Here is a 13,986-nt window from a genome sequence, read left to right as displayed (position 1 = left end):
GCGTCAAAGGAGACGGCGTCCCAGTGAAGCTGTTCGACGAGACCGGCTGCGCAATGGCAACCACTGATGTTACGCCGTCCGTGCGATGACCAATATTCCCAGAATAATGAGCGACAGCCCCACGATCCGCATGGGATCAAGCGTTTCCCCAAGGAACACAACGCTTGAAAGTGCAACCATCACAAAGCTCATCGCGACAAAGGGATAGGCCACCGACAGATCAAGCTGCCGCAGGGCGAAAAGCCACAGTACTGTGCCCACGGCATATAGCGTCAGCCCCAAAAGCACGAAAGGTGAGAAAACGAAGGCCATGGCTTTCGCCAGAACAGAGGCCGCATCAGGAATATCGATCTTTGAAACACCCAGTTTGAAGGCCGTTTGCCCCAATGCTGACAGTGTGACGCTCGCAAAGACAATGCCAAATAACCCAAGTGTCATAGTGCCATCCAATGTAGATCAAGGCGATAGGCCAACAGGATGATACCGACGATGATGACACCTGAGATTTGGCTGATGCGGTCCGTAATAGCAAAGACGACCGGATCGTCGCCGAGTTTCCCACGGCTTGCCCACATCCAAGCCCGATAGATCCAGAACATCATCAGCGGTATGATGGCCCAAAGCAGCGCAGGCGTCCGGTAGACCCCGCTGATCGCTTCATTCTGGATGTATTGCGCCATCGTCAAAAGTGACAACCCACCGCTTGTGATGCCGAAGGTCTGCACGATGGAAAGGTCCTCTTTCCAGTAGTTGCGCGACGGCAGGCTGTCAGTGCCCTTGGCTTTCAAAAGCTCGGTATAGCGTTTGAGGTACGCGAGGCTGAGAAAGAAGAAGAGCGAGAAAATCAGCAACCACGAACTGGGGTAGAACAGCAGTGCGGCCGATCCAGCAAGGATGCGCACAGTGTAGAGCAGTGATAGCACCACAACGTCGATTGTTGAGTAGCTCTTGAGAAAGAGCGAGTAGGCTGTGGTCATTGCGAAATAGAGGACCATCACCGCCCCAAAAGCTGGGCCCAGCGTGCCAAAGGCAAACAGGAAAGACAAAACAAGCAGAACGGCAGAAGTCGCAAAACCAAACCGTGGTGAAAGCTCGCCCGCCGCGAAGGGCCGACGTGACTTGGTCGGGTGTGCGCGATCGGCCTCGATATCGAGCACATCATTGAACAAATAAACCGATGAGGCGCAGATCGAAAAGACAGCAAATGCCATGGCGGAGCGTAGCAGATTGACCGGATCATCATAATCATGTGCAAACAAAAGCGGGGCAAGCACCAGCGCATTCTTCGCCCATTGATGTGGGCGCATCGCTTTGATCAGGGATCTGAGTTTTGATTTGGATGGTTCTGGCGTCAACGTGACATGGCTGTCTTGCGCGGCAAGTGCCTTGGCCGCAGCAGGAACCTTTGCAAAACCGCGATAGGTTGCAGCCTCCCAGATCGGGATATCCGCCTGCGAGTCGCCTAGATATTCAAAGGGGCCGTTGCCGACGATTTCCTTAATGGCTTGCAGCTTGCGCTGCCCCTTGAGGTTGCGATCCGGGGCGGACCCGATCACCTCGTCAAATCCACCAGAGAAATCTGCGATCTCTTGTGCTGCGATCTCATCCGCGGCTGTCATCAAGACAACATGGCGGCCGTCGGATTTGGCTTGAGCGATGTAGTCGCGGACCGATTGATTGTAGGGCAACAATTCAGCGGTAAAGCCCACGTTTTCAACCAGACTGCGTTTCAGCCCACCCAATCCAGTGGCCAAAAAGGCCTTGAAGGCCGCAAATAGCGCAGTGGCGGACCGGAAGCCGCGCGCCAGCATTTCCTCAGCGAGGTCGGTCTTGAGAAGCGTGCCATCAAGATCGACAAAAAGCGGCACATCTTGCGATATCGGTTTGTGTGGATCGGAAGACATGGCCAACTCTCTAAATCATCTCAAATGCGCATTCACTCTATCGGGCATGAAAACACCACGGGTCAACCTTTCGACTTCTCCCGCTCAGGTCAATATCGCTAGTGAAATTCCTGACAGATTGTGCTTTCGTCAGGTTAAAGAATTTAGTGAGTTTATGATGCAGTCTTTCGTACGGTCCAAATGGACAACAATCGCGTTTTTCCTGATTACGTTTTTGATCGCACTTTTTGTCAGGGCATGGGGTGCCGATCATGGCATCTTTCATGGTGATGAGCGGATCAACTCCGCAGCAAGGGCGCTGGCCGGAGAACTGGTGCCCGGCCAGCATTTCTATCCACCTTTCGTCAACTACCTGAACGCTGTTGCATTGCTTGTGCTCTTTGCTTTCGGACTGATAGCAGGGTGGTGGAACGACACAGGCACATTCCGGGACCAGTATTTCGCGGACCCGACCGCGTTTTACATTGCCGCGCGTTTGATGACGGCTCTGACCGGGGCACTGATGGCCCCGATTTTCTATTTGGTGGCGCGGCGATTGCAGTTTGACCATCTGCGCAGTTTCGGCATCGCGATGATTGGTGCGTTTTTTCCTCTGGCCGTTTTCATGGCCACGATCGCCAAGGGTGATACGGGGCTGGCGACGTCGGTTGTGGCGTTGATTTGGGCCATCATCTGGCGTGTGCAAGCCGGACCTTCATGGCGCATCGACCTGTTGGTTGGTGTCTGTGTTGTGCTGTGTCTGAGCTTTAAGCATTCTGCGATCTTCATTCTCTTCCCGCTTGCTGTTGTCTTGTTTGTTGCGATCACGAGGCAAGAGAATCTGCGGTCTTCATTTGCGTCGTTGGGCACTGCGGTGCTTGTGATTGTCGTGTTGGTCCCCCTCTTCAACATCGGCCTGTTCTTGGATCTCAAAGGTTTTCTGGCTTATCAGGAAATCCAGTCAGTCATGTCAGTTCAGCCAGAGGGCGGCGCAACATTTGTCGGCCCCACGACACTTTTCTTGCGATCGTTTGAGATCCATTTCGGGATCAATCCCGTCATGACGGTTTTGGTCTTGCTGACACCGCTGTTGCTGCTGCGCAAAGGCAGCGAGATCCCGCACAAGACATTGTTGGTGTTCATCTGGCTTTCACTGGCCTTTGGCACCTTCGTGGTGACACTACTGGTCGGACCACGCCAACCAGAGCATCTTTGGATCGCAAACTTTGCCGGATTTCTGTTGCTTGCAGGGTTGGCGCTGGCGGACCTGAGCCGCGCCAGTCAGGCCATGATGAGGGTCGCTGCCTTGGGTTTGTTTGCCGGAGCGATGGTGATGAGCGTCTATGGCACAGCCGAGACCATCCGTCAGGCGCGCGCTGTACCCGTGCATCAGGCTGTCGGGGCTTATCTGCAGGGCAGTTTTGCGGATCGTCGGATCGTGACGTCTGTGCCCTTGGTCGAAAACCAGCGAAAAGAAGCGCAGCAACGTGGCATCGCACGTACCGACCGGCTTGCTGCGAAATACAACGTCGAAATGCCACCCCGTGCGGCACAGGGCATTATTCAGGTGTCCGCGCCCGATGCCCTTTTCTACGTCAATATGCCTCTCGCATTTTATGGTCTGGAGAATGTCGAAGAAGACGACGTCACCTATGAGGTCCAGCCGCATGCCTGGCCGCTGCAATCAGAGGAATGGACGTTGGATTACTGGCTGGACGCGGGCTTTACCGTCTTTGTTGTCAGGGACTTTCCCAACGTGATCAGCGACGCCTATCTTGAGATCCAAAGGGATTTCTATCGTGAGGTGAACGACGCCTGCACGCCAACACAGCAGTTTGAGGCAACCAAGACGTTGCTACTGGAACGTACCGTGCAGGTCTTTGACTGCGCCAACTAGGGCAAACTTAGGTCGTCTCTTCTGGTGTGACGTCGCCCTCGGGCACGTTCAACGTGGACCAGGTATCATCTTCGGGTGGGGCTGGCGGCGTTTCGCAGGCCCGGCGATGGATGTTCACTTTGGCAATGAAGTTTGCCGAAATGGGCGCTGTCACAAACAAAAAGGCCATGATCAGCAACTCATGGGTGGATGGCTCGCCCATGCCATAGGAGTGGATGATCGATGCGATCAGCAACATGCCGATGCCCACAGTGCCCACCTTTGTTGGGGCGTGCAGCCGTGTCATGGGATCGTTGAATTTCAACAGGCCGATAACACCGACCAGAACAAAGCCTGATCCGATGATCAAAGACAGACAAACGAAATAGGTGCCGATGATCTGTGCGGTCATTCGATGATGTCCCCCCGCAGGATGAACCGGGCCATGGCCACGGTCGAGACAAAGCCAAGCATGGCGATCAGCAATGCGACCTCAAAGTAGATCTGCACGCCTTGGTGGATACCCAAAACGATCACCAGCCCCAGCGCGTTGATCACCATTGTGTCCAAGGCAAGGATCCGGTCGCCTGAAGTTGGCCCCAGAACGAGCCGCACCATCGACATGATCTGCCCAAGTGCCAATGCAATGAATGTAATCGCCAGTGCGACGTTTAGGAATTGCGTTGCAAGTATCATGAGAAAATCTCCAACAAGCGGGCCTCATAGCGGGTCTTGATATCGGCAAGCACGCTATCGGGGTTATCGGTGTGCAGCACATGCACCAAAAGGCTGTGCCCCTGATCGGACAGGTCAGCCGAAACCGTGCCCGGGGTCAGCGTGATTGTCCCCGCCAGCAAGGTGATGGCTTCGGGTTCACGTAGTTTCAGCGGCACGACGATCCATGAGGGTTTGAGCTTTGACGTCGGCACCGTCAGCACGATCCATGCCACCTGCACGTTGGCAACGATAATGTCCCCGATCACGATAAAACTGTAGCGGATCATCTTGCCCAGCCGAAACCCTTGCGGCGTGTCAGGCCACCAGACAGAGGTTCCCCATGGGATGATCACCCCCAAAATGAAGCCAAATACCACCATGCCCGCTGACAGCTCATTTTGCAGCAGCATCCAGACAATCGTCAGGATCAGCGTCAAAAGCGGGTGAGGTATCAGCCAATTGAATGCGCGCACCATGTCAGTGATCCTCCGTCGATGGCTTGCTCAGCTTGCCCGGCGTCTCAACCACGGTCGAGATATAGGGCGCCGGTTCAAAAAGCTGTGCCGCAACCTGCGTGGTATAGCCGTGAACCTGCCCGGCAAAAACCGTATGTGCTGCCAACAATGTCACCAACCCGCCGACCGCAACGTAGGACAAAGTCGCAGGGGCGGGTGCCGCTGCTGCATCCTCTGGTGGTTCTACGCTTGCCGCTTTCCAGAACAGAACGCTGCCTGCGCGGGCAAAACCCACAATGCTGATCAGGCTGGACCCCAGCACGATGACCCAAATCCAGACCATCAGGTTTGTGTCGTACGCTGCATCCAGCACCAACAGCTTGCCCAGAAACCCCGAGAGCGGTGGCAGGCCTGCCATTGCGATGGCGCCGGTAAAATAAAGCCCCGCTGTGATTGTGGCTCCTGCTATCGGTGGCTGTGGCGTGAGTTCAAGGTTCTTGCGCCCCGCGCGCACAAGATCAGCAATCAAAAACAGCGCCGCCCCGGCCAATGTTGAATGCACGATATAATAAAGCGCTGCTGCAATCCCTTCAGGGGTGAACAATGCGATGGACACGATCACCATTCCCATTGATCCAATGATCGAGAAGGCCACCAGACGATCCAGTTTCTTTGCTGCAAGCACGCCGGTCATCCCGATGGTCAGTGACAGCAGTGCTGTTGGCAGCAGCCACGTTGTATGCAGGCCCGATGTCACCGCTAGTTCCGGCGGAAAGATCATCGTGTAGACCCGGATGATCGCATAGGCTCCAACCTTTGTCATAATCGCAAAGAGGGCAGCGACGGGCGCGGGCGCTTCGGCATAGCTTGATGGTAGCCAGAAATGCAACGGCACCAACGCGGCCTTGATTGCGAAGACCAAGAGCAAAAGCACGGCAGCGACCCGGATGCCAACAGTTTCCTCTGGTCCGATCAGCGTCACCCGGTTTGCCAGATCCGCCATGTTGAGCGTGCCGGTTTCGGCATAGATGGCACCAAGTGCAAACAGAAACAGGGTCGAGCCGATAAGGTTAAACAGGACGTATTGCACGCCAGCTTGCAATCGCGCGTTGCCGCCCGCATGGATCATCAGGCCATAGGATGCGATCAGAAGCACCTCGAAGAACACGAAGAGGTTGAAAAGGTCGCCCGTCAGAAAGGCCCCGAGTATCCCCATTAGCTGGAACTGAAACAGCGCATGAAAGTGGTTCCCGCGTTCATCCCAGCCCGAACTGATGGCATAGAGCAGCACAAAGAGCGCCAGAACAACCGTCAGCAACACCATCATGGTAGAGAGCCTGTCGCCCACTAGAACGATTCCAAAGGGGGCAGCCCAATCGCCCAGTTGGTAAAGCATGATAGTACCGTCCGCGGTGGTCCAGACCAGCCCCGCCGAAATCATGATCAGGATCAGCACGCCTACAACCGAAAAGACCCGCTGGATGCCGATATGATACCGGGCAGCCAGCAGGATGAACGGTGCCAAAATTGCGGGCAGAACGACGGGGGCAACCAACCAATGGGTCATGATGTGCCCTCCGATCCATCATCGGGCAGGGCCGGGCGATCATCGACATGGTCATCGTCAGAGCCCAGAAACGCGCCAAGGCCAATCATCACCACAACGGCGGTCATGCCAAACGAAATCACGATTGCTGTCAGTACCAAGGCTTGTGGCAACGGGTCCGTATAGGTTGTGATATCGTCGCGCAACACTGGAGGTGCGCCAACAGTCACCCGCCCTGATGTGAACAAAAATACGTTCACAGCATAGGTGAGCAGCGAAATGCCGAGTATCACCGGAAACGTCCGCAGCCGTAGAACAAGATAGATGCCCGCAGCGGTGAGGATACCAATGGCTGATGCGATCAGAAGTTCCATTCTACACACCCTCCTTCATGGTCGAGAGCGACGCGGCATCGCCGCGCGAAGGATCGATATCCATAGGATGGAGGCTTTCAGTGGTGCCAGCACGCCGTGCCAGACGCGAGAAACTTTCAAGTGACAGCATGACCGCACCCACCACCGACAGGAACACGCCCACATCGAAAAGTGCCGCTGTTGCCAGTTCGAATTTTTCAAACGGTGGAATGCGCACGTAAGTAAAATCAGAGGTCAGGAATGGTTTGGCAACAAACCATGACCCAATCCCGGTGAGCCCGGCCACAAGCACACCTGCGCCAATCACCCCGTGATAGGGATACTTCAGCCGTGCCGATGTCCAGGCAAAGCCGCTGGCCATATATTGCATCACAACACCAATCGACACGATCAGACCGGCGATAAAGCCGCCGCCCGGTTCGTTGTGACCGCTAAGGAAGATGAAAAATCCGACCATCATCACAACGGGCATCATGCCGCGGGTCAATACGACCATCATCATCGGGTGCACGCCGCCCGCTTGCAGTTGATCGGGCTTGCGGTTCAAAAGTTTCGCCCCGACCGGCCCCTTGAGCAGTGTTTCGGTCAGCGCATAGATCAACAGCGCGGCAATGCTCAGCACGATAATCTCGCCAAAGGTGTCAAAGCCACGGAAGTCCACAAGGATCACGTTGACCACATTGGTGCCACCGCCGCCTTTGTAGGAATTCGCCAGATGGAACTCAGAGATCGACGCGGCAACCGGATCGCGCAGAATATAGTGATAAGCCAAAGCGAAACTCGCCAGGCCGCCCGCGATGGCAACGGCAACGTCGCGCAGGCGGCGCAGAACTGTGCTTTCGATAGGTGTGCGGTTGGGCAGAAAGTTCAGCGCCAGCAACATCAGGATGATCGTCACAACTTCGACGGTGAACTGGGTCATGGCAAGGTCCGGCGCACTAAAGAACACAAACCCGATAGAGACCATCAGCCCAACGATCCCCATCAGAATGAGCGACAGGAAGCGATTGCGATGCAGGAACACCATCCCGACAGTTGCGGCAACCAGCATGCCCCAGCCAGAAACCAGAACCGGATCAACCGCTTGCGGCGCATAGGTTGGCGCGCCCAGCGTGCCAGTGGTCCAGGCATAATAGCCAGCAAAGACGATGGTGACAGTACCTACAGCCGCATAGCGCGTGAAGGCGCCGTTGTGCAGCGGCAGGATCAGAAGTTGGGCCAATCGGGCGGCACCTTCGACGATCGCCTCAAAGATCACCTTGGCCTCTGGCCGTGGGGTGCCTTCCCATAGGCGCAAGGCGGGCTTGAAGATCGCGAGCATCGCCAGACCACCCACAACCGCGATGATCGACATATAAAGTGCAGGCACCAGCCCGTGCCAGATTTTCAGGTGAGCCGAGGGCATATCTGCGGCATTGCCAAGAACAGCGGCGGTGACCAGCTTAACGAATGGTTCAGCCAGGAACGGGGCGACACCGATCCCCACAACAGGGACAATCAGCAATGCAGGTGGCAGCCACATCCCTGCACCGGGATCATGGGGCTTGGCGGGATAGTCATCCCTGACGGGGCCGAAGAACACATGCGAGATAAGCCGAAAGCAGTAGGCCGCAGAGAAAAGCGAGCCGATGGTCGCCAGAACCGGCACCAGCCATGGGCTGTTGAACAGAACTGTGTGGTTGGCCTCTTCCAGCATCATTTCCTTGGACAGGAAACCGTTGAGCAGGGGAATGCCCGCCATCGACAAAGCGGCCAGCGAAACGATCATGAATGTCACAGGCATCAATGTGCGCAATCCGCCCAGCCGTCTGATATCACGCGTATGCGCTTCGTGATCGATGATGCCTGCCGACATGAACAGCGCCGCCTTAAAGGTCGCGTGGTTAAGAATGTGAAACACAGCCGCCATCGCGCCAAAGGCAGTCCCGGTGCCAAGCAGCATTGTGATCAGGCCAAGGTGGCTGACGGTAGAGAAGGCGAGCAAGGCTTTGAGGTCGTGTTTGAACAGGGCAATGACTGCACCCAACACCATGGTGATCAGTCCTGCGGTCGTGACGATCACGAACCATTCCGTCGTGCCCGACAAAACCGGCCACATTCGTGCCATAAGGAAAATACCGGCCTTCACCATGGTCGCAGAGTGCAGATAGGCCGACACCGGTGTGGGTGCCGCCATGGCATGCGGCAGCCAGAAGTGGAACGGGAATTGCGCGGACTTCGTGAAACAGCCCAGCAGGATCAGAATCAACGCTGGCAAATACAGCGGATCAGCCTGAATAAGGTCACGGTTTTGCAAAATGACGCTCAGGTCATAGCTGCCAACGATCTGACCCAGAATAAGCATGCCGCCAATCATCGCCAGCCCGCCCATGCCGGTGACGGTCAGTGCCATTCTGGCGCCTTGGCGTCCGGCAGGCAGATGTTTCCAATAGCCGATAAGCAAGAAGGATGAGAGCGAAGTAAGTTCCCAGAAGATGAGCAAGAGCAGGACATTGTCACTTAGGACAATGCCAACCATCGCCCCCTGAAACAGCAACAGATAAGTAAAGAATTCGCCCATATGGTCGGCGCGGCTTAGGTATTGGCGCGCATAGGCGATAATCAAAAGGCCGATGCCCAGAATAAGCAGCGCGAAGAAAAAACCCAAACCATCCAGCATCAAGGTGAAGTTGAGGCCAAGCGCAGGCATCCAGTCGACCCGTGCCATCACCACATCGCCGGCCAAAACAGATGGCAGATTGGTCAATAGGCCGATGAACGCGGTCAATGTGACGGTGAATGTGACACCAGCACAGGCAGACCGGCCCGCAGCATTCATCAGCCCTGGCAGTAAAGCGCCAAAGAAAGGCAAGGCGACAATAAAAAAGAGGGACACGGAAACTCCTGATCTGCTCGTTTCTGTAGCTTGCGCAGTATTTCACCAGATTTGCAAAACTTGGAGCGCGTTTCGTTGGATTGTCTAACATTTTTTTGCGGCTGTGAACCACAGGTGATGTCATTAAGGCGTCCAAAGCAGCCTGATGCCTCTTGGAAACTGCCTGGCGAGCATGAAAAAAGGGGCGCTGCCTGCGCAACGCCCCTTCAGGTCAGGAATGTGGGGTGGGGTTATTCCCAACCAACCTGATTGAAGATCACCTGTGCCTCTGGCACGTTTTTGGCGACCTCGGTCAGATCAATCGCGTCGGGCCGGAACAGGCCAAGGGCAGCCACAGATGGCGACAGTCCGACACCGGGCACGGCTGGGTATTCGTCATTTCCGGCGCTGAAGTACTGTTGCGCCTGATCCGAGGCGAGGTATTCAAGAAACTTGACCGCATTGTCGCGGTTCGGCGCATTTGCGGCGACGCCGCCACCTGATAGGTTCATATGCGCACCTTCGGCGTTTTGCGCAGGGAAGATCCACCCGATGTTCGCCATCGCTTCGGCATTCAGCCCATCTACATCTTTGCGCAGCGCACGGGCAAAGTAATAGGTATTCGAGATCGAGATATCGCACTCGCCTGACACCAGACCGCGCAGTTGGTCGGTGTCACCGCCCTGCGGGTCACGAGCAAAGTTGTTCACAAAGCCCTGCGCCCATTCGGTCGCAGCCTCTGTTCCGTGGTTTTCGATCACGGCAGACAGCAGTGTTTGCGAATAAACATTGGTCGAAGACCGATGGCAGATCATGCCTTCATAAGCTGGATCAGCCAGATCAAGGTACGAGAGGGGTGGAGTTGTCACATCTGTCTTATCGTAAAAGATGATGCGTGCGCGCTGGCTAAGGCCGAACCACTGGTTGTCTGCGTCTTGCAGGCTTTCGGGGATGCGGGCCTCTAGTACATCGCTGTCAATGGATTGCAGCACACCGGCATTCTTGGCGCGTTCAAGGCGTGATGTATCAACTGTCAGAAGGATATCAGCAGGAGAGTTTGCTCCCTCGGCCTGCATCCGGGCAATCAGCTCATCCGCTTTGCCTTCGATGCGGTTGATGGTGATGCCGGTTTGCTCGGTAAAGTCAGAGTACAGACGTTCGTCCGTATCGTAATGGCGTGAAGAATAGAGGTTCAATTCGCCCTCGGCCACAGCCGTGGATGCGATGGTGGTTGTCGCGGTCGCGCAGGCAAGAAATGCGATGGTTGCTTTTTTCATGATCAGAATCCTTTGGTGAGTCTTTTGCTCGGGAATGTTTCTAACGTCGTTTTCTCGCTTGTCCAGATATCCTGATAAAAATTGTCGGATTGACATACCTGATAAAATTACTCAGATTAATATTCACGTTCCAGCCACCCGCGATTCTCGCTTGGGGAGCCCGACATTTAGTCAGATGAAAGGACTGGTTGAGATGCGACAACAGCGTGAACCTTCGAATGTCAGGATGCAGGACGACCGCTTGCAAGTCCCGACAAAGGCAGAAATTCTTGACGTCTTGCAACAAGATGGCAGTCGCGCCGGACTGCAGTTGGAGTACGTACTGGATCACTGCAACAAGCGCGAAGGACAGATGTGATGGGGCTCCAAAGGGCAATCACAACGGATGGCCAATCCCTGCGCGAACTGCCCTGCCATGATGCCCGCGATCTGGTCAAAAATGGCGTGCAGGCCCAAATTATTCTAGATGATCAGATCTATGTCTTGCGGATTACGCGGGCCGGCAAGCTGATCCTAACAAAATGAACGCACCGAATGATCACCGGGGCGGTGCCACCGTCGGCCACCTGCATGACTATGACGCAGTCACCGCGGCGGCGGTCATCTACTTGCGGATGTGGTGTGACAGTCCCGAGACGCAGGCGGGTTTCGTCACTGACCTGACCGGCACGCTTGGCATCGGGCGCGGCCACAAAGCGGTCGAGGCTTTCGCGGAACTTTGCAGCATTTGTGCCCGTCATGGGCGCAGGCCGCTTACGCGTCATGGCTTGCATTGCAAATGCGTGGGCGCGGATGAGGCCAGCTTTGGCCACTTCATTGCCACCGCGGCAGAGGGAGAGCGTGAAGATGCGATGCTGATTGCGATCTTGCTTGTGCGCCCCGACATGGCGTCCATCATCACGGGACTTGCCGCCGACTTCGGCGTCGCACTCAAACAAATGAACCTGGCCGCGCCCCGCGCTATGGCGCAGACTTCTTTCAGCCATCACACACTGCATTAACCGGCCGCCCCGCATGGGCATTTTGTCTTTCTTGCACGGCCGGGCGGCGAAAACGGCAGCTACCCTGTCGCAGATCCCATTGACCGCTAACAGAATACGCTTTTGATATGTGCCGATGTAAACACAGGACATATCACAATGCCGGACACATTACGCCCACTCGATCACCGCATGATCAACGGAGTAGAGGTCAAGCAGCGGATCATTGGTGACGTTCGGCAGTACACCAATCAGCACAGCACCATGCCGCGCCTCGTCTCGATCCTGATCGGTGACGTACCCGAAGCAGCCGTTTACGTGCGCAATCAGGTGCGGGGGGCGGAGCAGGCCGGATTGCCCTTTGAGCAGCTCAACTGGTCCGGTGACATCACGCAGGACGACTGCAAGGCGCGCATTCTGGCGATGAATGACGATCCAACGGTTCTTGGGATCATTCTGCAGCGCCCTGTGCCGGACCATATCAATGTGCGGTCACTGCAATCGGCTATTCACCCGCTTAAGGACGTCGAGGGGATGAACCCGGCCTCTATTGGCAATATTGTCTATTCCGATGTGGCGCTGACCCCTTGCACGGCAGCGGCGAGCGTGGCCTTGATCAAGGAGACAGGTTTGCCGCTTGAAGGGCTTGAGGTGGTGATGATCGGGCACTCCGAGATTGTGGGCAAACCTGCTGCGATGATGCTGATGGCCGAAGGCTGTACGGTGACCGTCTGCCACCATATGACACGATCGGTCGCGATGCATTCACGTCGTGCGGATGTTGTCGTGGTCGCAGTGGGCAAGGCGCATCTGGTGGGTCCCGACATGATCAAACCCGGTGCTGCTGTGATCGACATCGGGATCAATCAGGTCGAAACGGAAGATGGCTCCAGAATCGTGGGCGACGTTGATACGGACGCTGTGTTGGATGTGGCCGGGTGGATCACACCAGTTCCGGGTGGTGTGGGACCGGTGACGGTGGCGATCTTGATGCGTAATGCAATGGTGGCGCATCAGCGCCAGATCGCAGCGGGCTGGCTATAGCGCCAGATAGCCAACCCCGCCAAAGGCAATCACACAGCCGCCCCACTGATACGCGGACATCCGTTCTCGCAAGAATACCCAAGCCAGCACAATCGTCAGCAACCCGAACATCGAAGATGTGACAGCGGCGTATTGCGGGTTGGGCAGGTTGCCCGCCGACAAGACGCAGAGCAAGGCGATCCCATCGGCAACGCCCATCGCCATCAGCCAAGGCAATGCTGCTCGGCCGGGCCAAAACGTCTGTTTCATGATCAACGTGACACCAAACACCAAAGTGAGCGCCAGCACACGGGTCACCAATATCGTCGACATCTCATGACTGATGTCTGCGGCGGCCTGCCCCATGGCAAAGGTTCCCGCAAATCCGACAGCGGCGATCAGGGCGTAAAGAATTGTGCGCCCCTTTGGTGGGCTGGCATCGTCATCCGTATCCGAAAGCGTCGCGACAATCCCCACGCCGCAGACGATCCCAAGAACGGCGATCCACTGATACAGCCCGACGGGTTGCCCCTGGACCATCGCCACACCAACCGACAGAATTGGAAAACTCGCAATCAACGGCGCGACAAGCCGAACCGGCCCGCGCTGAAATGCATAGTACAAACCATAGCTCGCAATCACGAAGAACACGCCGGCACCCAGCGAAAGCCAGATCGCGCCCGCTGGAAGCGCATGAAAATCACCGCGCGCGATGGTCAGGGTGGTGTGAAAGACCAGACCCGCCACCAGAACGGTGAACAGGGCTGCACTGATCGGCACTTTCTGACTGAGAAAGCGAATGCAGATGTCATGAAATCCCCAGCAAAGCGCTGCAATCAGCCCCAGTCCAAGCGCGCTCATCTGCCATCCCGAAAGTAGGGAATCATAAAAACAATGCAAGCGAGCAAGAAGAAGACAGAGCCGAACATCGCCCAGAAATCACCAATGGAGGCGATGCAAAAACCGATGGCCGAGATGACAAACAGGACCCATCCGATAAA

15 protein-coding genes are annotated in these 13,986 nt (G+C 56.0%); 5 read left to right on the top strand and 10 right to left on the bottom strand.

The genetic code is table 11. The annotated features are described in order from the left end of the window. Positions 1-69: 69 nt before the first annotated feature. On the bottom strand, positions 70-438 hold the full coding sequence (locus DHN10_RS11850) for an SMR family transporter (RefSeq protein WP_108815522.1): 369 nt from the start codon (positions 436-438) through the stop codon (positions 70-72). After that, positions 435-1,904 carry a UbiA family prenyltransferase gene (locus tag DHN10_RS11845; RefSeq protein WP_108815521.1) on the bottom strand — a complete coding sequence of 490 codons (1,470 nt, stop codon included), beginning with the start codon at positions 1,902-1,904 and terminating at the stop codon, positions 435-437. The genes DHN10_RS11850 and DHN10_RS11845 overlap by 4 nt, the downstream gene beginning before the upstream one ends. A gap of 157 nt (positions 1,905-2,061) precedes the next feature. On the opposite strand from DHN10_RS11845, the gene DHN10_RS11840 reads away from it, so the two are divergent. Then, complete coding sequence (locus tag DHN10_RS11840; RefSeq protein WP_159086989.1) at positions 2,062-3,780, top strand: ArnT family glycosyltransferase; 1,719 nt, start codon at positions 2,062-2,064, stop codon at positions 3,778-3,780. 7 nt (positions 3,781-3,787) lie between these two features. Here the strand turns inward: DHN10_RS11840 and mnhG are convergent, their stop codons facing one another. The 7 genes from mnhG to DHN10_RS11805 form a co-directional block, all read right to left on the bottom strand. Then, a complete protein-coding gene (mnhG, locus tag DHN10_RS11835) occupies positions 3,788-4,171 on the bottom strand; it encodes a monovalent cation/H(+) antiporter subunit G (protein WP_108815519.1) in 384 nt (127 codons plus the stop codon). Beyond that, positions 4,168-4,455 carry a K+/H+ antiporter subunit F gene (locus DHN10_RS11830; RefSeq protein ID WP_108815518.1) on the bottom strand — a complete coding sequence of 96 codons (288 nt, stop codon included), beginning with the start codon at positions 4,453-4,455 and terminating at the stop codon, positions 4,168-4,170. Before DHN10_RS11830 ends, mnhG begins: the two co-directional genes overlap by 4 nt. Then, the gene (locus tag DHN10_RS11825; protein WP_108815517.1) at positions 4,452-4,952 is read right to left on the bottom strand and encodes a Na+/H+ antiporter subunit E; all 501 of its coding nucleotides are present in this window, start codon (positions 4,950-4,952) and stop codon (positions 4,452-4,454) included. The genes DHN10_RS11830 and DHN10_RS11825 overlap by 4 nt, the downstream gene beginning before the upstream one ends. A 1-nt stretch (position 4,953) precedes the next feature. Then, complete coding sequence (locus tag DHN10_RS11820; protein WP_108815516.1) at positions 4,954-6,498, bottom strand: monovalent cation/H+ antiporter subunit D; 1,545 nt, start codon at positions 6,496-6,498, stop codon at positions 4,954-4,956. Beyond that, complete coding sequence (locus DHN10_RS11815; RefSeq protein WP_108815515.1) at positions 6,495-6,851, bottom strand: Na+/H+ antiporter subunit C; 357 nt, start codon at positions 6,849-6,851, stop codon at positions 6,495-6,497. Before DHN10_RS11815 ends, DHN10_RS11820 begins: the two co-directional genes overlap by 4 nt. A gap of 1 nt (position 6,852) precedes the next feature. Next, positions 6,853-9,726: a monovalent cation/H+ antiporter subunit A gene (locus DHN10_RS11810; RefSeq protein ID WP_108815514.1), complete on the bottom strand. Its 2,874-nt coding sequence runs from the start codon at positions 9,724-9,726 to the stop codon at positions 6,853-6,855. A 230-nt stretch (positions 9,727-9,956) separates the two neighbouring features. After that, on the bottom strand, positions 9,957-10,982 hold the full coding sequence (locus DHN10_RS11805) for an extracellular solute-binding protein (protein WP_108815513.1): 1,026 nt from the start codon (positions 10,980-10,982) through the stop codon (positions 9,957-9,959). A gap of 193 nt (positions 10,983-11,175) precedes the next feature. On the opposite strand from DHN10_RS11805, the gene DHN10_RS19750 reads away from it, so the two are divergent. From DHN10_RS19750 to DHN10_RS11790, 4 genes are all read left to right on the top strand, one after another. Then, positions 11,176-11,340, top strand: a complete 165-nt coding sequence (locus tag DHN10_RS19750) for a hypothetical protein (protein WP_159086988.1) — start codon at positions 11,176-11,178, stop codon at positions 11,338-11,340. Beyond that, entirely contained in the window at positions 11,340-11,507 is a 168-nt protein-coding gene (hemP, locus tag DHN10_RS11800) for a hemin uptake protein HemP (protein WP_108815512.1), read from the top strand. The genes DHN10_RS19750 and hemP overlap by 1 nt, the downstream gene beginning before the upstream one ends. Beyond that, positions 11,504-11,983, top strand: a complete 480-nt coding sequence (locus tag DHN10_RS11795) for a hypothetical protein (RefSeq protein ID WP_108815511.1) — start codon at positions 11,504-11,506, stop codon at positions 11,981-11,983. Before hemP ends, DHN10_RS11795 begins: the two co-directional genes overlap by 4 nt. A gap of 138 nt (positions 11,984-12,121) precedes the next feature. Next, positions 12,122-13,006, top strand: coding sequence for a bifunctional 5,10-methylenetetrahydrofolate dehydrogenase/5,10-methenyltetrahydrofolate cyclohydrolase (locus tag DHN10_RS11790; RefSeq protein WP_108815510.1), 885 nt, complete (start codon positions 12,122-12,124; stop codon positions 13,004-13,006). Here the strand turns inward: DHN10_RS11790 and DHN10_RS11785 are convergent. Continuing rightward, positions 13,001-13,846 (bottom strand): DMT family transporter, encoded by an 846-nt coding sequence (locus DHN10_RS11785; protein ID WP_108815509.1) that lies wholly within the window; start codon positions 13,844-13,846, stop codon positions 13,001-13,003. The two genes, DHN10_RS11790 and DHN10_RS11785, sit on opposite strands and share 6 nt — an antisense overlap. Positions 13,847-13,986: the final 140 nt, after the last annotated feature.

The organism is Loktanella sp. Alg231-35, assembly GCF_900143545.1.
Classification (GTDB): Bacteria; Pseudomonadota; Alphaproteobacteria; order Rhodobacterales; family Rhodobacteraceae; genus Yoonia.
Note: the sequence above shows the minus strand (reverse complement) of the source record. Positions and strands in the feature narration are given on the sequence as shown.